Below are 22,902 nucleotides of genomic sequence, written 5' to 3'. Positions count from 1 at the left end.
TCCGCATGCCGAAGGCGGAGAAGCGCGTAAATAGCAGAGGAGAGTTACGATGACGATAGGAGCGCGGGTGCTTAAGACAGGAATGGCTGTCGCGCTGGCCATCTATTTAAGTGAATTATTTGGATTTGATACGCCGTTGATTACGGCGGTCGCCGCTATTTTGACGATTCAGCCTTCCATTTACCGCTCCTGGCAGCAGGTGCTGGATCAATTGCAAACGAATGTGCTTGGAGCTGCGATGGCTTTGGGCGCAATGAAGGTTTTCGGGCAAACGCCGATCGCTGTCGGCATTGTGTGCATCGTCGTCATCCTTGTCAGTATTCGGTTGAAAATGGAGACGACAATAGGCGTTACGCTTGTCACTGTCGTTGCGATAATGGAGGCGCACGGTCAAGGGCTGACCGTGGCGCTGGATCGTTTTCTTATGGTGCTTGCCGGAATGGGAGCAGCCTTTGCCGTCAATGTGGCGATCTTTCCGCCAAGGCCGCGCAAGCAGTTTACCGAGCAGGTTCACCAAGCCTACGCACAGCTTTCGCTGCTGCTGCGAACCGCGATTTCCAACGAGATGAAGGAGCAGGTGTTTCGCAAGGAAAAGGAGGCGCTGCACGCCACGCTCCGCAAGCTGGAGGACCGGTATATTCTTTTCGAAGAGGAGCGGAAGGTGCTCGCGCGCACGAGGAAAAGCCATGCGCGGCAGCTGCTTGTCTCCAAGCAAATGATTAAAACGTTGCAGAAGGGCGCGGATCTGCTGGACAGCGCCGTTGAGCATTATTTTGCTTCGCCGGGGGCCGAGCAATGGGCGAAGCGCTTTGACCGCCAGATCGAAGAGCTGACCAAGTACCACGAATCGATCCTGCTCAAGGTCGAAGGGAAGATGAAACCGAATGCGGCGATCGAGCCTGCGGAAGAGCGCGAAGGACGGTTGGTCAGCGATCTTACCGCATTTTTCGTTGAGGACCCGGAGGAGCATAAACGGCTCGTATTTGTAGCATCTGCTTTATTCGAGTATGCATACCATTTGCGCCGACTGGAGAAGGTTGTCGATCAAGTCCAGCTGCGCGGAACCTCCGACAATGCTCGCGCAGAGCAGGAGGATGAGACGAGGGCCGGCTTATCGCTTCGGAAACTGAAGTAGTTGTCGGCTGATGCTCGTTCGTCGGCCGGCCGGCGTTCGGCCTCGTAAAGTAACTGCTACTTCTTTGACGCTCCAACGAATCAGCTTCTCAAATTAGCGAAAAGAAGTTCGCTAATTTGCCGTTTCGGTGCAACGAATGACCCAATAGCGCATTATAATTCGCAATTAAAGAAAATAGGTTCGCAAATTGCGAACCTATTTTCCTTGTACCGTAAACTTTAGCTGGAGCGGACAGGTTTAGGCGCATTATAGCGAAAGCTGATTCGTTATATAGCGAATCAGCTTCGCAAATCCTGCAGCTTCCACCCCAGCTGCGCCGCCCGCATAAAAAACGGACTGTTCCCGAACCTAATCGGGAAACAGCCCGTTTTCTCATGCATGGAAGCTCATTTATCCGTTTTGTTGCTGCCTTTATGGCGGCGCGGATGCTGCATGTGCGCTTCCGGATTGTCATCATCGTCCTTCGGAATGAGACGAGGATCGGTCCGTCCGTCATGGTGATTGTCGAAATCGAGTTCGATAAGCTCCCATTCGGTCGTTCCGTTCTGCGGATCGGCCGGGAATACGTCTCCGCGGTCCAGCTTCTCCACGCGGCCCCATTCATTTTCATAAACGCCGTCTACTTCGACATGCTCGCCGGAAACAGGGTCCATCTGATTATGCGAGCTTTTGTTGCTATGATGCTCGTTCATATGTTCGTCCTTCCCTTTGCTTATAATCCGTGTTTAAGCAAGTCCAACATTTATAATCCGTGCTTCGTTACTGCAGCCTTGTCTGCTTCGGACTGAAGCTCGCTTGCCCTCTGCTTGCCAACGCCGTTGCGGTCAGCCTGGGCCTGCGCTTTGCTTGCCGCTAGCTGTTTGTGGGACGGGTTTTCACCTGACAATTGCGCCTCCTCCTTTCGGCTGTGGATGCTCCAACAGTTTGCCTCAAAAGGAAGGAATGTATGAGCGAGGGAAGTACGAAAATGGATGAACCGAGCTACATCAAGCGCAGCCCGCATGACGGACATTCGGCGTGCTGCTCCGATACGGTGTGACCGCATGCCGGACATGGTTCAGAGAACGGGCTCGCATCGCGTGGAGCTGCTGCAGCGGCAGCCTCATCGTTGCGGCGGTTCAGTTCCGTATCCGGACGAAGATGGGCGGGCGTGCCGAACAGCGTCTCGATCATTTCTTTCAAGTCTTTATATTTCTCGGATTCATCGGTGGAGACGCGAATGAACAGAAACATCGCAACGAGCAGCAAAATACAAATCGTTACCGCGATCAAAGTCCCCGTAATATTTACAGTGTTAGCCGATATCAGCGGATAAAACACGACGAAACAGACCCCTCTCGTTAGCTGATGTGATAACGCGACTCCAGCCTTTTGCCGCCGAACCACATGAGCAGTATGACGCCGATGGTCACAAAGATGCGCCATGGCTCGTCGCGGAAGCTGCCGATATCGAAGCTGAGCAGCGAGATGCTTAGGATCATGACCGCTTTGCCCAGCACTGTTGCGATAACGAACGTGCGAAAGGGAACAGAGCTCAAGCCGGATACGATATTGATGAGCGAGGAGGGCGAGAACGGGAAGCACGCAAGCAGAAATAATGGCGTAAAGCCTTTGCGGTCCACCCAGTTGAAAAAGCGCTCCGAACGAGGAAAACGTTTTTCAATTCGCGCTTTTACATTGTGTCCGAGCTTGCGGCTGATCATAAAGACACACACTGCTCCGATCGATACGCCGACCCAAGAGAACAGGAAGCCGAACCATAGGCCGAAAATATTGGCGTTCGCAGCGACGATAACCAGAAGCGGGAGAAAAGGCAGAAAGGCTTCCAGCAGCGGCAGTGCAATGCCGAGCAGCGGGCCGAATTCAGCGAAGCTTTCTAAGGTGCGCTGCAAATTTTCAAGGTCGATGCTTTCAAAAGCCAACTTTACATTGCCAATCATAGAAATTGCCGAATACCAAAGCTTCATAAACATAATGGCTTAACCTCGATTCTTCCAGTCAGCGGAGGGCGGAGGTTCTAGGGGGCCGATTCAACTAATGGCTGCTGCCGCTTAATACCTTCGACGGGAGAAATAAATAGAACAAACCGATCAATGCGAACAATACGGCGCTAATCCAGACGACGGAGGGCTCTCCGTAGGAAGCCGCAATAAATCCGCCGGCCAGTGGTCCGATCATGACGCCAAGTCCTTCGATGGTGGATAAAATGCCCCAGCCAAGCCCCTCCTGTTTAGGCGGTACGTAAGCGGCCAGCAAAGCGTTCCACGACGGGAGAATTGCGGCGTATGACAAGCCCAAAGCGATCGCGATGATTAAACAATACCAAAACGGGAGCTTCAATGCCAATACATATAATCCGAACGCGAAAATGAAAAAACCGAAAACGAGAAAGCTCTTTTTACTGTCGAGCTTGTCCGACAATCTGCCCATCGGCATCATACCCGCGGCCGCGAATATTCCTCCGAGCGTAAGCAGCAACGAATACTGGGCTCCGGGGATGCCCAGATGTTTTTCCGCAAAGCTTGGCAGAACCGGAACCAGCATGCTGGCTCCTGCCGTTTGCAAAATCATGCCGGGCAGCAGCAGCCGCATTTGCCGCAGTTGAGAGGCGAGGACGGTAAATTGATCGCGTATCGGAATCGGTTTAAGGTCATTGGCGCGCGCGCTGCTCATGAAGAAGGACAGCAGCCAGCTGATGGTCGCAAGAGCGAGCAGCAAATAATAGGTGAATGCGGCGTTATAGTCGAGCAGGATGTTGCACACAATCGGTCCGGAGCCCAGTCCGACAAACCAGATCGTATAGAGAAAGCCCATTTGCGTAGCGCGCTGATCAGAAGTGACCTTCGTCAAGCAGACGATCCAAATCGGCGACATCCCGATCCCGTACAGGGCAGAAGCCGCAATGAACAGCCATCCTGTCTCCGCGAACTGGAACAAAAATACGCCCAGCAGCGAGAGGAGCAAGCCGATTTGCACGACGAAACGGATGGAGAAACGGTCGAGCAAATAGCCGATCGCCATTTTGAGCAATGTATCGGTCAAATAATGGGCAGTTATCGCCACCCCGATAATGTCGAGAGACAGGCCGAGATTTTTTTGGCCATAGATCGGAAGAAGGCTGATGAGGACGGCGCCGCGCACAAATTCGACGATAAATAAAATAACGGAGATAAGCCGCATCTCCGCGCCGAACCAAGGGTTGTTCTTTATTTTCACAGGCAAATAGGCTCCTTATCGTCAAGGTAATAGTGAGGCAGCCGTCATGGCGCGGAGGACAACGTTTGCCCTGCGCCTAATTGGGTCAAAATATCGCGGGCAATCGAGTCCGCCGAAGCGTCGGACAATTGCAGCCGGTTGATGCAAGCTCTGCTGTTCATCAGCCGCTCGGGATCGTTGATAACGCCAAGGAGGCTGGCAATCAGCTCAGCCGGCTTATAGCAAATGACAGCCGCGCCTTTTGACTGGAGATAGACGGCGTTCTGTTTTTCTTGTCCGGGAACCGGACGGTAGATAAAGATCGGCAGGCCTGCGGCAATCGCCTCCGATAGCGTAACGCCGCCTGGCTTGGTAACGAGGCAGGTCGAAAGCGACATCAGCTCGTGAATTTGCTCGACAAAACCGAACAAACGGAGCCGGTCCGCATGCGGATGCTGTTTGAAACGGCTGGCGATTTGCTGCTGCAGCTTGCGGTTGCGGCCGCAGACGAGCGCGATTTGCACGCCGTCATGCTGCTCCAGCAGTCCGGCGCATAGCTTGGCGATATCCGGCATGACGCCGTGCGCTCCTGCCATTAACAGTATTGTCGGACGTTCCGCATCTAAACCAAATTTACGGTAAAGGCTGATATCGGGCGCTACGCTGCGGAATCCGCGCTTGAGCGGAATGCCGCTGACTTGCACGCGGCTTGGGCGAATGCCGAGCGAGCCAAGCTCTTGCTTGAGATCATCGGTCGGAACATAATAACGGTCGATGCCGGGATGCACCCAGCGGCGGTGGAGATCGAAGTCAGTAATGACGGCGTATGATGGCGGATTGCTCGCGCGGTAGCGGGGCTTCTGTTTCAATGCGGGCAGCGCGAAAAGCGGGAAGGTGTGAATGACGGCATCAGGCTGTTCTTCCGCGATAAGCCGTTTGATTTTATCGCGGCCGATGGAGTGCAGGAAGCCGCCGAATAGCGAGTTATGTTTCATCGGGCGCGTTACGTCGTACATCCAGCCGTATAGGGCAGGCATGCTCGTGTAGCTTTTCAGGTAAAATTTGCGTGTCATTTCGTTTAGCCAAGGATGCGATTCGGCCATTAGGTCAATCAGTACGGTTCTGTAATTGCCCTGCTCCTCAAGCGCGTCTCGTATTGCGCGGGCAGCCTGCACATGTCCTTCTCCGTACGATGCGTACAAAATAAGAAGCTTTGGCTGGCGATAGCGGGTAAACATGGCCATTAGTTAACGCACCTCCTGCCGCAAGTATAGCGGGCAATTGTCATGCCATTGTGAACGCAATTTGGATGAAATTTATTATTTTTGTATAATGGGGTTGGAATGAAAAAAATTTAAATAAGAGTTCAAAAAGTTCGGTTTTCAGCACACTAGCATCGCTTCCGGAGCTGCGTTTTTTCAAAACGCTTCAGAAGGTTGAATAAAGCTAGAAAATGAGGATCGGAGCTTAGTGTTGTGCTATGTGAGAACCTAAAATGTTTCTGAAGGAAACATGGCTTCGGAAGCATTCGCTTATTTTCGGCTAAGTTCAAGGTTCGACGTCGAGTTTGCACCTTGAATGACTTCGTGATCAAAAGCGGACTTTTTGACCACATAAGAATTTACAAGTTTCCGAGCTTGTCGGAAGAACAAATTCTTATTGGCGATAAAACCTACCTTTAAGCGCGGTCGCACATCTTCGAAATGCCTCGATAGAGGTTTTCTCAACAACATTTTAGAAGCAGAGGTGAATGGTTGATGGATTTTACATACTTAGGACAGTCAGGACTTCGTGTTAGCCGCCTATGTCTTGGCACAATGAATTTCGGCGTGGATACGGACGAACGGGAATCATTTCGCATTTTGGATGCGGCGCTTGACGCCGGCATTAACTTCATCGACACTGCAAACATATACGGCTGGGGCGAAAATGCCGGCCGCACGGAAGAAATAATCGGCCGCTGGTTCAAAAAAGGCGGCGGTCGCCGCGAGCGCACAGTGCTCGCTACCAAAGTATACGGCGACATGCATGATACTTATGACGGACCGAATCGCGACGCCGGGTTGTCCGCGTACAAAATTCGCCGCCATCTTGAAGGCTCGCTGAAACGTCTGCAAACCGATCATATCGAGCTGTATCAAATGCATCACGTTGACCGCAATATCAACTGGAACGAGCTTTGGACCGCTTTCGAGACGGCTGCTGCCCAAGGGAAAATCGGTTATGTCGGATCGAGCAATTTTGCTGGCTGGGATATTGCGGTAGCGCAAGGCGAGGCGAAAGCGAGAGGACATCTGGGCCTCATTTCGGAGCAGCATAAATACAATTTGTTATGCCGATTGCCTGAGCTGGAAGTGCTGCCTGCCTCGATGGCGCTTGGTCTTGGCGTCATTCCATGGAGTCCGCTTGATGGCGGCTTGCTTGCCGGCAATCATCGCCGCGGCGATGCGGGTAGAAGAAGCGGGGATAACAAAAGGCTGGAGAAACACCGGGAACAGCTGGATGCTTACGGAAAGTTTTGCGATGAGCTCGGGGAACCTGAGGATTTGGTATCGCTGGCTTGGCTGCTGGCGAATCCGGCAGTTACCGCGCCGATTATCGGGGTGCGGACGCTGGAGCAGTTTGAACGCTCGCTGCGCGCTTTAGAAGTGAAGCTTGATGAGGCGGCGCTCGCCCGGATCGACGAAATTTTCCCGGGACCGGGCGGAGATGCGCCTAAAGCATACGCTTGGTAACAAAATAATCAGATAAGCAGGTTGAACAGAACAGGATCCTTGTTCAGTTCAACGAATTGAATGCCCTTCTTCTGCATTCTGCCGATGAGCGGTTCGTAGTCTTCACGATGCTTCAGCTCGATGCCGACCAGGGAAGGGCCGTTGTCTTTATTGTGCTTTTTCGTATATTCAAAGCGGGTAATGTCATCGTTTGGACCGAGCACGTCATCAAGAAATTCGCGAAGCGCGCCAGCCCGTTGCGGGAAGCTGAGCATAAAATAATGCTTGAGCCCTTCGTAGATGAGCGAACGCTCTTTGATCTCCTGCATCCGGTCGACGTCATTGTTGCCGCCGCTGATCACGCAGACGACCGTTTTGCCGGAAATTTCCTCGCGCAATTGCTCAAGCGCGGCGATCGGTACTGCGCCAGCCGGTTCGGCAACGATGGCGTTTTCGTTGTACAGATCGAGCAGCGTCGTACAAACTTTGCCCTCGGGAACGGCAATAACGTCGTCGAGCAGCTCGCGGCAGATGGCGTACGTCATATCGCCGACGCGCTTAACGGCAGCTCCGTCAACGAATTTTTCGATCTGCTCCAGCGTTACGACATGGCCGGCGTCAAACGCCTGACGAAGCGACGGCGCGCCTTCCGGCTCGACGCCGATGACCTTCGTAGCGGGGGAGACGGCCTTTACGTAAGAGGAAACGCCGGCAGCAAGTCCGCCGCCTCCGACGGTGACCAGCACGTAATCCGGAACGGATTCGGCCGCTTCCATCAGCTCTTGGCCGATCGTGCCGTTGCCGGCGATAATTTTCGGATCGTCGAACGGATGGACAAACGCCATGCCGCTGCGTTCGCTCTCGGCAACAGCTTCGGCATAAGCATCGTCAAACGTGTCGCCGGTTAAGATCACCTCAACAAAAGTGCCGCCGAAAAATTTCACTTGATGCACCTTTTGCCTTGGCGTCGTGCTAGGCATATATATTTTGCCCGGAATGCCGAGCGTTTGGCAGGAGTAAGCGACGCCTTGGGCGTGGTTGCCTGCGCTGGCGCAAATGACGCCCGAAGCGAGACGCTCCGGCGGCAGCGAGCGCATCAGATGATAGGCGCCGCGAATTTTGAAAGAGCGGACGATTTGTAGATCTTCCCGTTTTAACAATACCGTGCAGCCGTAACGCTCCGAGAGCACACGATTGTACTGGAGCGGCGTCCGTGTAATGACGTCCTTCAAATGCATTTGCGCGTGGACGATTTCTTCAAGCCCGATTTTGACGGAAGTTTGCGTTTGCGATTGTTGCTGCAGTTGAGTCGGTTGGAATTCCATGTGCGATCACCTCTCGAATGTTAAGCTTCTTGCGACAGCTTAGAATGATTCATTATAGCATTCTCGCTTGCAACGTGCAGTTGTTTTTAATAGATAAATCCGTAATCAGTTATGGTTGCGGGGAGGGTTTGGAGCGGAGGGGAGAGCATCGGGAATGGGAAAATGGTTAAAACGTTTTATTCTCTTAATTGCAGCGGCGGCAATTGTACTTATTGCCGGGGGCTTGTGGCTGAAATCGTATGTCGCGCCTCGCGAAAGCTTGGATCTGCGGTACGAGCCGGTTGACATCCAGGCGAAAGCGCTCAGCATGGTGAAGCGGCTGTCGCCTGAGCTTGTGCTGACCGAAGCGGATGTTAACAATCTGATGAAAATGAATTTGAGCGAGATCGCCGAGGGTCTGCCGGCAGGCGTGACGCTGGATGGGGCGCGATTTGAGCTTGAAGGGGACAGGCTGCTCGCGCATCTTAATATTACTTATCGCGATCGGCTGCCTGTCGGCTTGCTGGGGACATACAAGCTGTCCTGGCAACCGCCGAATGTCGTCCTTGAGCCGGTATCGCTAACTGTTCGCGGTCATGGCTTGTCGACGGGACTGCTGGAGCGGAAAATTGTGCCGCTTGAATTTTCGCAGAACATAATTAGTGTCGGCGACGTTCGTTTTGAGGCGGACACCGTCGTCGTCAAGATGAAATTGCGATTGAAGTAGGGGCGCGCGAACTGAGTACAGAGGAACTAGTGAGCTGTAAGGCCGTAAGTGGCCTTACAGCTGTTTGTGTTGGGCGCGAGCGAGGTTGTAAGGCCAGAAATGGCCTTACAGTGACGGTGAGCCGCTGCAGTTGGGTGGAATGGAGAGCTGTAAGGCCGAAAGTGGCCTTACAGCTGTTTGTGTTGGGCGCGAGCGAGGTTGCAAGGCCAGAAATGGCCTTACAGTGGCGGTGAGCGCTGCAGTTGGGTGGAATGGAGAGCTGTAAGGCCGTAAGTGGCCTTACAGCTGTTTGTGTTGGGCGCGAGCGAGGTTGCAAGGCCAGAACTGGCCTTACAGTGGCGGTGAGCGCTGCAGTTGGGTGGAATGGAGAGCTGAAAGGCCGAAAGTGGCCTTACGGCTGTTTGTGTTGGGCGCGAGCGAGGTTGTAAGGCCAGAACTGGCCTTACAGTGGCGGTGAGCGCTGCAGTTGGGTGGAATGGAGAGCTGAAAGGCCGAAAGTGGCCTTACAGCTGTTTGTGTTGGGCGCGAGCGAGGTTGTAAGGCCAGAAATGGCCTTACAGTGGCGGTGAGCCGCTGCAGTTGGGTGGAATGGAGAGCTGTAAGGCCGAAAGTGGCCTTATAGCTGTTTGTGCAGGGTGCGAGCGAGGATGTAAGGCCAGAACTGGCCTTACAGTGACGGTGAGCCACTGCAGTTGGATGGAATGGAGAGCTGTAAGGCCGAAAGTGGCCTTACAGCTGTTTGTGCTGGGGGCGAGCGATGAGTCGATTGGTAAGCGAGGTTCTTTTAGTCTTAAATGAGCCTAAAACGCGTCGCAGAAGCAGTATGGCAAAGATTTTAGACACAAATGAGCCTAAAAGGGAATTGTTTCAAGTTGAAGGTTGACATTGTAATTGAGAATGGTTATCATAAATACGAAAGTGATAATCATTATCAACTATTGAATTATCAATGAGTGAATAGTCGCCAAGCGACAGATCAACAAGCGACAGATCAACAAGCGACAGATCAACAAGCGATAGATCAACAAGCGATAGATCACCAAGCGATAGTCACCAAGCGATAGTCACCAAGCGATAGATCACCAAGCGACAGATCACCAAGCGATAGTCGCCAAGCGACAGATCAACAAGCGATAGTCACCAAGCGATAGTCGCCAAGCGATAGATCACCAAGCGATAGATCACCAAGCGATAGATCGCCGAGCGACAGATCGCCGAGCGATAGATCGCCGAGCGATAGATCACCAAGCGACAAATCGCCAAACGATAGTCGCCTAGCGATAGTCGCCAAGCGATAGATCACCAAGCGATAGTCACCAAGCGACAAGTCACCACACGACTAATCACTAACATCAAGCAGCTGATTACTGATCGATCAACTTTCACAAGTCATATCGTTCAAGCCACAATACATCTACTTACATAGCATCATGAAAAGCAAAGCATACACCGGCAGGTATAAATAGGAGGAAGCAGGATGGGATTGCTTTACGAGATGGTCGTAAAAAAGAAAAATTCAGCGAAGCTCATGCTTGAATATAGACGCGTCAATTGGCAGCAGGATCGTCAGCCTGCAACGGCAGCAAGCCTGGAACGAGGCTCGGTTGAAGGAAACCGACAACAAAGAATGGAGCTGATTCAACCGTGAAGGAGCATTCTTTTGACAATACGGCAAAGCAGCTTGGCAGCACAGAGTCCGGCCGTCCTTGGAACTGGATGCTGTTCCCGTTCTCTTCGGTAGCGGCGGGAGCAGAGTCGCTCTATGTCGCATCGACCGGCCATGGCATCTACGAAATTAGCGGGTCCGGCAAATGGGAGCGATTGAGCGACGGACTGCCCGAGAAAGCAAGCGCCAACAGGCTTCAGCTGCATAGCGGGTTGCTTCATGCGTGCACGAACGAAGGGCTTTTTCAACTGGATAACGGACGATGGGCCGATACCGGGCTTGCCGTTCCTTGCTATCAATACCGGCTGCTCGGCAGCATCGGCTATGCCGCGACAGAATACGGGCTATGGGTTCACGCCAAAGACCGCTGGGAGCAAACGGATTGCGCCAATAAGCGAGTTTATGATTTTCTGAACTTGCCCCAATACCTCATTGTGGCCCACGACGAAGGGATTTCGCTTTATGACCGCTTCATGGACGACTGGGCTCATTTCGAGTTGAATTGCACGGTAACGAGCTTGAGCATTTTTCGCGGTCATTTGCTTGGCGTAAGCGACAAAGGGGAATTGCTGGTCGGCGATAAAAAAGGGCGCTTTGATCGCATTCGTTTTGGCAATCATTTTATTTTCAACATTCGCAACTTCAATAAAGAGATCTATGTGTGCACCGATCATGGCTTGTTCCGTTTGTCTTATATAAAGGAGAGGCTGATGATGCTGTCCGTTAAGATGGGCTTCCCGGTGACGGACGTCGATTTGCAGGGCGGGCAATTTTACATGGCTACGCTGTTCAACGGCATTCAAACGATGGATGCTCATGTAACGTAGCGGAAGCTAATCCTATTTGATAAACGGGGAGAGACGTCATTTGCCGAAAATTTTGGTGCTGTATACGAGTCTGACCGGCAATACGGAGGAAATGGCTGAATACATCGCGGAAGGCGCTCAGGAAACGGGCGCTGAAGTGGTCTCGAAGGAAGCGTTCGACGCTTCGCCGGGCGAGATGCTTGCCTATGACGGGATTGTGATTGGCGCTTATACGTGGGGGGACGGGGAGCTTCCCGATGAGTTTCTCGATTTTTACGAGGGAATGGCTGGACTCGACCTGTCAGGCCGCAAAGCGGCAGCGTTTGGTTCGGGCGATACCTCGTATCCCATCTATTGCGCGGCGGTAGACTTGATCGAGCAAAAGCTGCGGGAGCTCGGAGCTGAGATCGTGGCCGAAGGGTTGAAAGTCGAGTACAGTCCTTCAGCTGAGGAAAAGGAAGCGTGCAGAGCTTTCGGACGGTTGGCGGCAAAGTCTGTGCTTGCATAAATGAAGGAATGAAAGCAACGCTCGCATCCGGCGGATTGCCCCTCATCCGGATACGGGCGTTGTTTTTTTTGTGGAACCAGCCGCCGTACGCACGGCATGCAAGTTTACTCGGGCTGAAATTGCGCTTCAAATTGCGGGCTTGCCGCCGGCAGCTCCATTCCCTTCTTCCAGATCAAAATATCCTTGCCTGACGTCCTGAAATAGATAGCTGTGATTTCCGCCGATTGGCCATACTTTTCTTTATAGTAGTAGCTTTCATGCTCCAATGTATCGTAGAGGTGAGAGAACCTTTCGGTTAAAACCTTTGTTTTGATGACGGGACGAAGCGGGGTTAAATAAAAATTGCCGTCGCCGTCCATCGAATAACGGATGCGATTTACGTCGTAGCCGTCTGTAAATTTGGCATGGTAGGCAATTCTGCCGTCGGATAGCTTGTTTACTTCAATAACGTCAATAACATTCGAAGAGACCTTCATAATCTTCCATTGCGACAGGCCGGCATATCCTCCGAATAGAAGGGTAGCAGCTAGCAGCCCAAAGGTTAACCATTTTACATTTGAACGCCGCCAAACAGCGACAATCCTTTTCATCGCAGCAGCTTCGTTTCTATTGTTTATCTTTTCTAGTTCAGGCAGGGGGATTGTTGCCTTGAATTTATCCAGCTCCATTCTGCAGGCTTGGCAGTCCTCAAGATGCTCTTCGATCAACCGAACGCTTTCCGCGCTGCATACCTCATCGTGATACAAGGGCAACAAATCTTTAATAATTTCGCATGACAATGGTTGTTTCAAAGCGTTAGACCTCCTTTAAGCGTTCTTGCACTTTTCGTTTGGCACGGTGGAATGTAACCCTGGACCAGCTTTCCGTCTTCTCAAATATTTGACTGATCTGAGCGAACGATAATTCTCCAAATATCCGCAGTGTAAAAACTTCTTTATAGGGCTCCTCCAGATCATGCAAAGCTTTATGTATGCGAAACACCGCCTCTTTGTCCAATATCATGGATTCGAGATTGTGCTCGCTTACGGTCTCTGCCGGTTCATGGGGCGCGAATCGTTTCTGTTTCTCTAAGTGAGAAAAGTAGGTGTTTTTAGCGATTTGACAAAGCCAGACATTGATTTTGCTGGTGCCTTTGAATTGATGAATACTTTTTAAAGCTTTAAAGAAAGTCTCCTGCGTGATCTCCTCGGCCATTGCAGCATCTCTGCAAAGGGACAAGACAAAGCGGTAGACGTCCTTGAAATGTTGATTGTAAATGAGCTCAAATTGGGTCACATTCTCACCTCCTCCAGACATAAGACTCGCAAAAGGACATTTCGTTACAAAACAAGGCTATCGAATTTCTCGACAGCCTTGAAGCGTTTATATGAATGTTTAAGATTAGCCTTTCGATATCGATTTATTCCATATGGCATGCAGCTTGCGCGAGATCCAGCCGGCCTTGAAAAGAAGAAAAAAACTAACCGTCAAATTGAAAATATGCACAACCATATCTAAATAAAATCCATATCCGGCTACGTTATAATCCAGTCCAAGCACCCCGCCAAAATAGTTCCGAATGGACCAGGCAACAGCTGAAAAATCTATCAGCAAGGAGTAGATACCGACCAATCCGATTGCCACCTGCATGATTCCGACAGTGTTAATCTCGAATCGAAGTTCGTTATTCGGCACAAGCATCCGTGTAATTTTGGCTGTAAACACCCATAGCAGCACTCCGATAACGATATAGGCGATAAAAGGGCCTACATCGGCAATGAGCTTTCTCGGAATGGATGGATAAAGGTACGGTTCTCCGATCCAATTGAAGAAATAATCAATGACAATGCCAATCGTCTTCAACGCTTGTATAAAACATATCATTGCTATAGCTTTAACGCTTAAAAATGTGAGCCGAAATACGTTCATAGCCCAAGTCCTCCTTATACAAAGCAACGTGAAATAATGTCTCGTACACTATTATCCTTATTGGCATAAATATTTCAACCTATTAATTCCAAATCGCACTTATTCTCGCTATCGCCGTGGTCCATCTTCGGTAGACAAAACCTAGCGATTTTTGTAACATGGCAGTAGCTCCGCAAAATAAGAGATTATTCGTTTATTACTTATAGATGGCGCTTTCACAGCAGGTCATAACATACAGGGAGAGATTATTGTGCAAGAAGAATTGCTGCTAACGTTTCGTTCGCCTCCGCTGCCCTTTTTTATCGAATCGAATCGAAGCACTTATGAGGTTGGACAGGAGCATCCGAACCGGACGAATATCGGCGTGTTCGACTTGCTTTTTGTGCAGGAGGGCTCGCTTTATATTATAGAAGATAAAAATAAATGGACGCTTAAAGCAGGCGACGTGCTTATACTCCGTCCGGATAAGTGGCACGGCTCTTTCAAACCGTGCACGGAGGAGACGACGTTCGACTGGGTTCATTTTCAGACGGTGGGGGCATGGGAGGAAACCGAGGGGAGCCATAACGGCTCGCTGCGCGGCGACTATTATACGTATGCCATTCGGCTGCCGAAAAAAATGCATCTCTCTTTCCCTGACGAAGCGAAGCTGATCTTCTCGCAGCTGCACGAAGCGGCGCAAAGCTCGTCGCACGGCGCTTTCTGGGAGCGGCAGCAGCGATTTCTTCATTTGCTCCAAATGCTCGACGAAGGCTGGCGGTCTGATGCGGCAAGAGCTGGCGTGTCAGTCGCGGAGCGGGCGGCTGCTTATTTGAAAATGAACTATCGCAGCGTCATTACAAATACGATGCTGAGCGAGGCGCTGCAGCTGCATATCAATTACATTACACGCAGCATGACCGAGGTATTCGGCTGCACGCCGCAGCAATATTTGCTGTATTACCGGCTGGATCAGGCCAAACTGCTGCTCATTAAAACCGACTGGACGATCGCGCGCGTCGCCGAAGAGACGGGATTCCGCCAAACGGCGCATTTTTCGAGGCTTTTCGCCGCACAGACAGGTTTGCCGCCATTGCGTTTCAGGAAACGTTTTACAACGAATTAGTTGCCTGAGCGAATAGTTCATACCCCATTATGCAAATACTTGAAAAAGAGGAAAGCAGAAGGGGATGGACAAATGATTGAACGGTACTCAATTACAGCGGATGTCGGCGATATGGTCGATGCTTTTCAAGTTAAAAAGCTGGTTAACTGCTATACGAATCGATTTAACGTAGCGCCAACGCAGACCGTATCCATCGTCATGAACGATCGCTGGGGCGAAAGAATGATGCATGACGCGAGATGGGGACTGTTCCCATTCTGGGCAAAAGATTCGGTCAATGCGGATTGCGATACATTGTCAGATAAACGGTTTTTCGATCGGATGCTGCGGAAGCAGCGCTGCGTTATACCATGCAGCGGCTTTTTCGGCTGGCAGCAGCACGGCAAGGAGCGCGACCCGCGCGCGATGCATATCGTCGTGCCGAATCAGCGATTGCTTGGCATCGCCGGCTTCTATGACGAGTGGCGCAATTACAGCGGCGAGCTCGTCCGTGCGTTTACGATGCTGACAGCGCCGTCTTCGGGCGCGATGTCGCAATGGCAGCCTCGGGTGCCGATCATCCTCGACGAGGACGGCATGGAGGATTGGCTCGATCCGCGCTTGCAGGATTACCGCTCGCTTCGTAAGCATTTGGAGCCGCTGGAATCGTACCAGATGCGCGCTTATCCGGTGACGAACGCGATCGGCGACGAAGCGTATGAGTCGCCGGACTGCATCCGGGAGATTCGCCCGGATTTCGCGTAGCGAATGGGGAAGCCCGTTCCACCTGTATGGGGGAACGGGCTTTTTGCTGTGTGTGCGGGAGGGAGCGGTGGAGAGCGGTGGAGAGCGGCGCTCGTAATCTCGGTGTGGATGTGTGGTGCGGACATGGTGTGTAAGGCGGAAATTGGCCTTAGAAGCGTCGGAGTGGCAGAGTTGGCGGGTTCTAAGGCCGAAAATGGCCTTAGAGAAGGAGTGCAGCTACTATTCTCGGTGCTGGGTTGGCGTGTAAGGCGGAAATTGGCCTTAGAAGCGTCGGAGTGGCAGAGTTGGCGGGTTCTAAGGCCGAAAATGGCCTTAGAGAAGGAGTACAGCTACTATTCTCGGTGCTGGGTTGGCGTGTAAGGCGGAAATTGGACTTAGAAGCGTCGAAGTGGCAGAGTTGGCTGTCTCTAAGGCCGAAAATGGCCTTAGAGAAGGAGTGCAGCTACTATTCTCGGTGCTGGGGTGGCGTGTAAGGCGGAAAATGGCCTTATAGGCGTCGAAGTGGCAGAGTTGGCGGGTTCTAAGGCCGAAAACGGCCTTAGAGAAGGAGTGCAGCTACTATTCTCGGTGCTGGGGTGGCGTGTAAGGCGGAAAATGGCCTTAGGAGCGTCGAAGTGGCAGAGTTGGCGGGTTCTAAGGCCGAAAATGGCCTTAGAGAAGGAGTGCAGCTACTATTCTCGGTGCTGGGGTGGCGTGTAAGGCGGAAATTGGCCTTAGGAGCGTTGGAGTAACGGAGTTTGGGGCTCAAATGAGCTTAAAAAGGCAGTTTCGAATGAGGGATTCCTCAAATCGAAACTGCCTTTTCTAAGAAGTGCTGCTATTACTCAGCCAAGTAGAAATTGTACACTTTCCATTGGCCGTCGGACATTTTTTTCAGCAGGTAGGTGCCGTCTGTCGATTCATTGTCGATGCTGGTGTCTTCACCGTCAGTGACTGTAATTTTGTAGCTGCCGCCAGTCGATTCGACAACTGCGAAACGGTCTGTTTTGGAAATAACTTCAAGCTTCTGGTCGGCTACTTTCTCCATTTCAATGGATAGACCATCCTCGATAGCGAGAGGAAGCATTTCGGCAAAAGAAAGGCCCGAAGCCAATTGGTAGCCAGTTGTGTACTTCTCATACAGAGCGCCTAACTGATCGTAAGCTTTGTCTTTGTAAATTTGCAGCTCGGCAGCTTCATTATCAAGGATGACCGAAGTCAGAGCGCTGTCTTCCGGCAGGTTGCTATGCTGCAAATCCAAAGCGCGTTGCAGCATGACGACCGACTCTGCGCGAGTCGCGTTTGCAAACGGCTTGAACAGGTCGGCGGTGCTGCCTTTTACGATGCCGGCTTGGCTGGCTTGTTCAATGAATGGCGTTGCGAAGTAGTCAGGGACATCGACGAATTTTTTAGCTTCGCCTTCAAACGATACTGTCGACGCAAACGCGCGAACCACTAGCGTTGCGATCTCGCCGCGAGTAATTTGTTTTTCAGGTCCAAATTTTGTCTCGCTAAGACCGTTAACGATACCGAGGGAGCTTGCGACGCGAACCGGCTCTGCGTACCATCTGCTTTCTTCAACGTCGGTGAAGCTTTTGCCGGTTTCCTCGCTATGCAGATCCAGCACGCGAACCAGAATCGCGACAAACTCAGCGCGGCTGATCGAGTTATTCGGCTTGACTGTTATGATGCCTTCCTGATCTTTATATCCCCGAAGCAAGTCGGCATTGATGAAGTTGTCCAATTCATCGAAGGCCCAATGTTCATCGATATCGATTGGAAAATACATGTCCAAGGCAACGGCATCGGCTGCTTTGACGGAAGGGAGGTTCAATGGTAAAAGCATAAATGCGGATAGTGCGAGCATTAGAGCTGCGCGGTAAAACTTCTTTTTCATCTGGCTGGTTCCTCTCTCTGCTGGTGATTTTAAGTAGTGCCATTAGTAGAAGATATCAGAACAGAGAGGACGTTTCTATAGGAAAATGGTGGCGGGTTTGGTTAAAAGAATAGGCAATTTCGGCAGGAGGAGCTAGTGCTCTCGCTGTCCGAAATTGCCTTCTTAGACTAATGGGGGATAAAGAAATGAGAGATACAATAAACATGACGAGATAGAGACGATAGACGATGAAGTAAAAACAATAGCGAATATGATCATACAAGAGTTGGGTATATAGTGTGTTCTTGAAAGCAAAAAAGCTCCGAAGCGGTCGTTGCATTATCGCAACTGACCGTTAAGGAGCTTTTATAGTTAGTCGAGCTGAAGGTTAGCGGGATTGAAAGTTAACCTCGTAAAAAACGGCTAAGCAAGCGTGCGCTGCAGCTCGGAGGTGAGCAGCGGGACGACCTCGAACAGGTCGCCGACGATGCCGTAGTCGGCGACGCCGAAGATCGGGGCGTCCGGGTCTTTGTTGATCGCGACGATGACCCGCGACTGGCTCATGCCGGCCAGATGCTGAATCGCGCCGCTGATGCCGCAGGCGATATAGAGCTGCGGCGTCACGACTTTGCCGGTTTGCCCGATTTGCAGGGCATAACCGCAATAGCCGGCGTCGCATGCGCCGCGCGAGGCGCCGACCGCGCCGCCGAGCACGCCGGCGAGCGCTTGCAGCGGCTCAAAGCCCGCTGCGCTGCGCACGCCTCTGCCGCCGGAGACGACGACGTCGGCCTCGGCGAGGTCAAGCTGGCCGCCGGCACGGCGCACGAGCGAGCGCACGGCGGTGTACAGCGCCGGGACCGCGAAGGGCAGCGGCTGCACGGCGCCTTGGCGGTCGCCGCTGTCCGCAGCCTCGGCCGGAGGCAGGTTGTTCGGGCGCAGCGTGATGATCCACGCGCCGCCGCCCGGGGCAAAGCTGCGCCGCTCGAACGCCTTGCCGGCGTAGAGCGGGCGGGTAAAGACGGCGCCGCCATCGGCATCGAGCTCGATGGCGGTAACGTCGGCGATGTGGCCAGCGCCGCCGGCCGCGGCCAGCCGGGGCGCGAGCTCGCGCCCCGCAGCGGTGTGGCCGAGCAGCACGGCGTCCGGCCGCACTGCCTCAATAGCTGCGCTTATGGCGGCGATGTACGCCTCGGGCGCGTAGTCGCGCAGGGCCGGATCGTCGGCGATATGCACGACGTCCGCCCCGCGCGCGGCCAGCGCGGCCGCCTCTTCGGCCGCGCCGCCGGAGCAGGCGATAACGGCGTGCACCGCGCCGTCATCGCCTGCCAGAAGCCGCGCCGCGCCCAGCGCTTCGAGCGCGACGCGGCGCAGCTTTCCTGCTCTGCATTCAGCGAAAACCAATATTGTTCTAGCCATGTTAGCGATCTCTCCTCTCAGGCAGTGGAATGAGGGTCAAGGCTGCAGCTTAACCGCCGACTGCAGCAGACGCGCCAGCTCCGCCGCTTGCTCGGCGGCGCCGCCTGCAAGGCGCGTTCCCGCCGCTCGCGGCAAGGGCGGATACAATGCCGTCCGAGCCGTCCGCGCGGCTGCGGCGGCTTGCCATTCCGCGCCGAACTCATCGGTGTCGATCCGCACGAGCGGTTTTTTCTTCGCTTTCATAATTCCCGGCAGGGAAGGATAGCGCGGCTCATTGAGCCCTTGCTGCGCCGTAATGAGCGCAGGGAGCGGAATGGCAATCGTCTCTGTATCACCTTCCACATCGCGTTCCACAATGGCAAAGCGTGAAGCCGTTCCGGCCGAAGCGGCAGCGATAGCTCCCGACGCAGCGGCATCCGCCGTGCTCGCGATATCGAGCTTCACCGCTGCCGTCGCATGCGGCAGCCCAAGCCGCTGCGCCACTTGCAGCGCGACGCTGCCCGAGCCGGTGTCGACGGCAAACAGCCCCGCAAGCACAAGGTCCGGAGCTAAAGGGGTGATCGCTTCTGTAAGCGCGGCCGCAACGGTGAAGCTGTCACCTTCCGCAAGCGCGCCGTGACCTCCGCTGTCCAATCGGATCGCTTCGTCCGCGCCCATTGCAAGCGCTGTGCGCAGCGCTTCCTCCGACCGTTCGGAACCGACCGTGACGACGCGCACTTGTCCGCCGTGCAGCTCGCGCTGGCGCAGCGCTTCCTCTAAAGCGTATTCGTCATAAGGGTTGATGACGAGCTTCGCGCCTTCGCCCGATACGGCGCCTGCCGGCGTAACGATAATCTTTTCCTCTGTATCGAAGGTTTGCTTCAATAGAACAACAATATTCAGCATGCCTCTGAACCCCTCTCTTAACAAGCAGCTTTACAAGCATGGTTCATACACTCCTGCGCTGCCAGCCTCGGACATAGCCGAAGCTCGGCTAACCTTACTTCCATCAGTGCTACGATATGTGCAAAAAACGGCAAATAGACCGCTTTCCAGCTCTCATGGCGCGGCATGTTCGCGTGACTCGGTTCATATACTTGGAGCACCGCGTCTATTTTTTTTGAAAGCGCTTTAAAGCTTGTCCAAAGGTGAGGGACGGAAGGGGGCGAAGCGCATGGCGGCAGCTCTTGAATGGCTGGTGGAGCACGGTGCAGAAGCGGCGCGCTGGGCGGGCTTTGCGGCAGCGGTGCTGCTCGCCGGATATGCATTTGCAGCAGTAATAATCAGACGGATCGGGTACATAAGGCTCGGCAGGCCCGCCCGGTTCGACTGGCTGCCGGGCAGGACGAAGGAAAAACCGGGAGAGGACTCGCAGCAGGAGGCTGCTCGGCAGGAACGGCTGGAGAGGGGAGGATGGGCGCAGGCAGGCTCGGAAAGCCGAATTCCGCCTGCGAAGCCGTCTGCTGCGCCGCCTCCGATGCAGTCCGAGGCGAAAAGGCCGTCTTTTGCCGCCCAGATGTTCGGCCACCGCAAGCTGCTTCACGATTTGCGGAGCGGCATGATGCACTTGATTTATTTTTACGGCTTTATTGTGCTTCAATTCGGCGCAGCGGATCTCATCTGGAAAAGCTTGAGCGGAAGCCCTATTCCGTTCCCGTACTACAATGGCTTCGCGCTTAGTCAGGAGATCGCCGTATCGCTGGTGCTGCTTGCCGTGCTGTACGGCGCGTACAGGCGCTATCTGGAACGGCTGCCCAGGCTCAAACGAGGCTGGAAGCCGTCGCTCGTCCTCTGGTTCATCGGCACGCTGATGCTGAGCGTACTGTTTACGCTCGCTTTCGAACGGTTGGCGCACAGCAGCGACAGCGTTCCCGAGCGATTCGCTCCCGTGTCGGCGGCGATGGCGGAGGGGCTGCGCGCAATTGGCGTTCCGCTTGGCGGCTTGGCTGCGGATATCGGCTACGAGCTGTTCTGGTGGCTGCATTTGGCCGTGCTGCTTTCTTTCCTTGTGTACGTGCCGCAGTCGAAGCATTTTCATCTGCTGACGGGACCGGCGAATTTGTGGCTTCGCCGCCGCTCTCCGGTCGGCACGCTGGCGCCGCTTAATTTGGAGGACGAGGAAGCCGAATCGTTCGGCGCCGGGGCGGTCGAGCATTTTTCGCAGAAGCAGTTAGTCGATCTGTACGCATGTGTGGAATGCGGCCGCTGCACGAATGTGTGTCCCGCATCGAATACCGGCAAGCTGCTGTCGCCGATGCATCTTATGGTAAAGCTTCGCGACCATTTGACGGAAAAAGGAGCCGCGATTACGTCGAAGTCGCCGTGGATTCCGCGTTCGATGGGAGGCCGCCTCGCAGGCGCGCATGTGATGGGGGCGGCGCTGCCGGCATGGGAGGAGGGCTTCGAAGGAAGCATGACCTCTATCGCGCCGACGATGGCGGCGCAAGCGCAGGCGTGGAGCGTGAGGGAAGCGGCGGACGCAACGGAGGCGCAATTGATCGGCGACGTGATGACCGAGGAGGAATTGTGGTCGTGCACGACCTGCCGCAATTGCGAGGAGGTATGCCCTGTCGGCAACGAGCATGTCGACAAAATCATCGACATGCGCCGCTATCTCGTGCTGATGGAAGGACGGCTTCCGACCGACGGGCAGCGCGCGCTGCAAAATATCGAACGCCAAAGCAACCCGTGGGGGCTGCCGCGCGGGGAGCGGGCCGCTTGGATTGAAGATTGCGAGAGCAAGACCGGCATTCGCGTGCCGACGATGCAGGAGCTGCGAAAAACGGCGGCAAAGCGGGCGTCAGGAGCACGGAGCGGACTGGAAACGGCAATGGCAACGAAAGCGGCAGCGGGAGCAAGCGGCAATGGGGCGTCGGCTGCGGTCGCAGAGCCGCACGCTCCGGAGCTTTTGTTGTGGGCGGGCTCGATGGGAGCGTACGATACGCGCAGCCGGCGCGTGCTGTACGATGTCGTACGGCTGCTCGAACGCGCGGGCGTCTCGTTCGCGACGCTTGGATTGGAAGAGCGCAGCTCGGGCGATACGGCGAGACGCATTGGCAACGAGCTGCTTTTTCAAGAGCTGTGCCGCGAGAACATCGGGACGATCGAGAAGTACGGCGTTACCCGCATCGTCACTGTATGTCCGCATACGTACAACGCCTTCAAGAAAGACTATCCCGATTTCGGATTAGCGCCGGACGTTGTCGTCGAGCATCATACGGAGCTGCTGGCACGGCTGTTGGAAGAAGGACGGCTAAAGCCGCTCTATCCGCTGCGGGAACGCGTCACCTATCACGACTCCTGCTACTTGGGGCGCTATAACGGCGTATACGATGCTCCCCGGGAGGTGCTTCGCGCTATTCCAGGCGTGCAGTTGAAAGAAATGGAGCGTTCTCGCGCGAACGGCATGTGCTGCGGGGCGGGCGGCGGACTGATGTGGATGGAGGAGCAGAGCGGCGTGCGGGTGAATGCGGCGCGAACGTCGCAAGCTCTGGAAGTGAAGCCGTCCGTTATCGGCTCGGCATGCCCGTACTGCCTGACGATGATGGAGGACGGCCTCAAATCGCTGAATGCGGATGAGCGGGTGGCGGCGCGGGATGTGGCGGAGCTGCTGGCGGCCAGCGTGTTCGGATCGGAGCAGGCGGACGGGAGCTGACGGCGGAGTTCATGAGTCGGGGCTGTGCGAGTATGGGATAAGGGATAGGGGATAAGGGATAAGACACTCGCAGGGTCGTATGGAGCACCCAATGAAGTGGGGAAACCGGCGAGAAGGCGGGCTATGCGGGAGTCATGAGGGCAACCACGCTTTTATAGCGAAAAAAAAGGGGTTGATGCATTTGT

Annotated in this window: 23 protein-coding genes; 9 read left to right on the top strand and 14 right to left on the bottom strand. The window is 53.9% G+C overall.

The window, feature by feature from the left end; genetic code table 11:
- Positions 1-49: 49 nt before the first annotated feature.
- Positions 50-1,135, top strand: coding sequence for an FUSC family protein (locus tag GOM71_RS08635; RefSeq protein ID WP_156279880.1), 1,086 nt, complete (start codon positions 50-52; stop codon positions 1,133-1,135).
- 386 nt (positions 1,136-1,521) lie between these two features.
- On the opposite strand, the gene GOM71_RS08630 is transcribed toward GOM71_RS08635, so the two are convergent.
- From GOM71_RS08630 to GOM71_RS08610, 6 genes are all read right to left on the bottom strand, one after another.
- A complete protein-coding gene (locus GOM71_RS08630) occupies positions 1,522-1,827 on the bottom strand; it encodes a transposase (protein ID WP_156279878.1) in 306 nt (101 codons plus the stop codon).
- Between the two features lie 50 nt (positions 1,828-1,877).
- The gene (locus tag GOM71_RS23850) at positions 1,878-2,021 is read right to left on the bottom strand and encodes a hypothetical protein (protein WP_173275417.1); all 144 of its coding nucleotides are present in this window, start codon (positions 2,019-2,021) and stop codon (positions 1,878-1,880) included.
- A gap of 95 nt (positions 2,022-2,116) precedes the next feature.
- On the bottom strand, positions 2,117-2,455 hold the full coding sequence (locus GOM71_RS08625) for a hypothetical protein (RefSeq protein ID WP_156279876.1): 339 nt from the start codon (positions 2,453-2,455) through the stop codon (positions 2,117-2,119).
- A gap of 20 nt (positions 2,456-2,475) precedes the next feature.
- Positions 2,476-3,102: a TVP38/TMEM64 family protein gene (locus GOM71_RS08620; protein WP_253944764.1), complete on the bottom strand. Its 627-nt coding sequence runs from the start codon at positions 3,100-3,102 to the stop codon at positions 2,476-2,478.
- Between the two features lie 67 nt (positions 3,103-3,169).
- On the bottom strand, positions 3,170-4,351 hold the full coding sequence (locus GOM71_RS08615; protein WP_367649523.1) for an MFS transporter: 1,182 nt from the start codon (positions 4,349-4,351) through the stop codon (positions 3,170-3,172).
- A 44-nt stretch (positions 4,352-4,395) separates the two neighbouring features.
- Positions 4,396-5,574, bottom strand: coding sequence for an MGDG synthase family glycosyltransferase (locus GOM71_RS08610; protein ID WP_156279874.1), 1,179 nt, complete (start codon positions 5,572-5,574; stop codon positions 4,396-4,398).
- Between the two features lie 513 nt (positions 5,575-6,087).
- Here GOM71_RS08610 and GOM71_RS08605 point away from each other — a divergent pair.
- Complete coding sequence (locus tag GOM71_RS08605) at positions 6,088-7,065, top strand: aldo/keto reductase (RefSeq protein WP_156279872.1); 978 nt, start codon at positions 6,088-6,090, stop codon at positions 7,063-7,065.
- A gap of 8 nt (positions 7,066-7,073) precedes the next feature.
- On the opposite strand, the gene ilvA is transcribed toward GOM71_RS08605, so the two are convergent.
- On the bottom strand, positions 7,074-8,369 hold the full coding sequence (ilvA, locus tag GOM71_RS08600) for a threonine ammonia-lyase IlvA (protein WP_156279870.1): 1,296 nt from the start codon (positions 8,367-8,369) through the stop codon (positions 7,074-7,076).
- Positions 8,370-8,523: 154 nt separating this feature from the next.
- Between ilvA and GOM71_RS08595 the strand changes: the two genes are divergently transcribed.
- Positions 8,524-9,075 (top strand): hypothetical protein, encoded by a 552-nt coding sequence (locus GOM71_RS08595; protein WP_156279868.1) that lies wholly within the window; start codon positions 8,524-8,526, stop codon positions 9,073-9,075.
- Between the two features lie 1,123 nt (positions 9,076-10,198).
- Here the strand turns inward: GOM71_RS08595 and GOM71_RS08590 are convergent.
- The gene (locus GOM71_RS08590; protein ID WP_216651737.1) at positions 10,199-10,366 is read right to left on the bottom strand and encodes a hypothetical protein; all 168 of its coding nucleotides are present in this window, start codon (positions 10,364-10,366) and stop codon (positions 10,199-10,201) included.
- A gap of 186 nt (positions 10,367-10,552) precedes the next feature.
- Here GOM71_RS08590 and GOM71_RS08585 point away from each other — a divergent pair, with 186 nt between their 5' ends.
- The 3 genes from GOM71_RS08585 to GOM71_RS08575 are packed head-to-tail and all read left to right on the top strand — an operon-like array spanning position 10,553 to position 12,055.
- The gene (locus GOM71_RS08585) at positions 10,553-10,723 is read left to right on the top strand and encodes a hypothetical protein (protein ID WP_156279864.1); all 171 of its coding nucleotides are present in this window, start codon (positions 10,553-10,555) and stop codon (positions 10,721-10,723) included.
- Positions 10,720-11,568: a hypothetical protein gene (locus GOM71_RS08580; RefSeq protein WP_367649522.1), complete on the top strand. Its 849-nt coding sequence runs from the start codon at positions 10,720-10,722 to the stop codon at positions 11,566-11,568. Before GOM71_RS08585 ends, GOM71_RS08580 begins: the two co-directional genes overlap by 4 nt.
- Positions 11,569-11,608: 40 nt before the next feature.
- Complete coding sequence (locus GOM71_RS08575; RefSeq protein ID WP_156279862.1) at positions 11,609-12,055, top strand: flavodoxin; 447 nt, start codon at positions 11,609-11,611, stop codon at positions 12,053-12,055.
- Positions 12,056-12,159: 104 nt separating this feature from the next.
- On the opposite strand, the gene GOM71_RS08570 is transcribed toward GOM71_RS08575, so the two are convergent.
- The 3 genes from GOM71_RS08570 to GOM71_RS08560 all read right to left on the bottom strand — a co-directional run bounded on the left by GOM71_RS08570 (position 12,160) and on the right by GOM71_RS08560 (position 13,963).
- Entirely contained in the window at positions 12,160-12,846 is a 687-nt protein-coding gene (locus tag GOM71_RS08570) for a zf-HC2 domain-containing protein (protein WP_216651736.1), read from the bottom strand.
- Between the two features lie 4 nt (positions 12,847-12,850).
- Positions 12,851-13,330: an RNA polymerase sigma factor gene (locus tag GOM71_RS08565; RefSeq protein WP_367649521.1), complete on the bottom strand. Its 480-nt coding sequence runs from the start codon at positions 13,328-13,330 to the stop codon at positions 12,851-12,853.
- A 105-nt stretch (positions 13,331-13,435) separates the two neighbouring features.
- A complete protein-coding gene (locus GOM71_RS08560) occupies positions 13,436-13,963 on the bottom strand; it encodes a hypothetical protein (RefSeq protein ID WP_156279858.1) in 528 nt (175 codons plus the stop codon).
- 250 nt (positions 13,964-14,213) lie between these two features.
- On the opposite strand from GOM71_RS08560, the gene GOM71_RS08555 reads away from it, so the two are divergent.
- Both GOM71_RS08555 and GOM71_RS08550 read left to right on the top strand, forming a co-directional pair.
- A complete protein-coding gene (locus GOM71_RS08555) occupies positions 14,214-15,068 on the top strand; it encodes an AraC family transcriptional regulator (RefSeq protein WP_367649520.1) in 855 nt (284 codons plus the stop codon).
- Between the two features lie 72 nt (positions 15,069-15,140).
- Positions 15,141-15,812 carry an SOS response-associated peptidase gene (locus tag GOM71_RS08550; protein WP_156279856.1) on the top strand — a complete coding sequence of 224 codons (672 nt, stop codon included), beginning with the start codon at positions 15,141-15,143 and terminating at the stop codon, positions 15,810-15,812.
- 820 nt (positions 15,813-16,632) lie between these two features.
- Here GOM71_RS08550 and GOM71_RS08545 read toward each other — a convergent pair.
- The 3 genes from GOM71_RS08545 to GOM71_RS08535 all read right to left on the bottom strand — a co-directional run bounded on the left by GOM71_RS08545 (position 16,633) and on the right by GOM71_RS08535 (position 19,965).
- A complete protein-coding gene (locus GOM71_RS08545) occupies positions 16,633-17,688 on the bottom strand; it encodes an S-layer homology domain-containing protein (protein ID WP_156279854.1) in 1,056 nt (351 codons plus the stop codon).
- A 402-nt stretch (positions 17,689-18,090) separates the two neighbouring features.
- Positions 18,091-19,083, bottom strand: a complete 993-nt coding sequence (locus GOM71_RS08540) for an electron transfer flavoprotein subunit alpha/FixB family protein (RefSeq protein WP_156279852.1) — start codon at positions 19,081-19,083, stop codon at positions 18,091-18,093.
- 36 nt (positions 19,084-19,119) lie between these two features.
- A complete protein-coding gene (locus GOM71_RS08535) occupies positions 19,120-19,965 on the bottom strand; it encodes an electron transfer flavoprotein subunit beta/FixA family protein (protein WP_156280202.1) in 846 nt (281 codons plus the stop codon).
- A gap of 271 nt (positions 19,966-20,236) precedes the next feature.
- Between GOM71_RS08535 and GOM71_RS24395 the strand changes: the two genes are divergently transcribed.
- The gene (locus GOM71_RS24395) at positions 20,237-22,717 is read left to right on the top strand and encodes a (Fe-S)-binding protein (protein ID WP_483311030.1); all 2,481 of its coding nucleotides are present in this window, start codon (positions 20,237-20,239) and stop codon (positions 22,715-22,717) included.
- Positions 22,718-22,902 lie beyond the last annotated feature (185 nt).

It is taken from the genome of Paenibacillus sp. NEAU-GSW1, from assembly GCF_009737085.1.
Classification (GTDB): Bacteria; Bacillota; Bacilli; order Paenibacillales; family Paenibacillaceae; genus Pristimantibacillus.
This window is presented reverse-complemented; position numbering and strand designations above follow the sequence as displayed.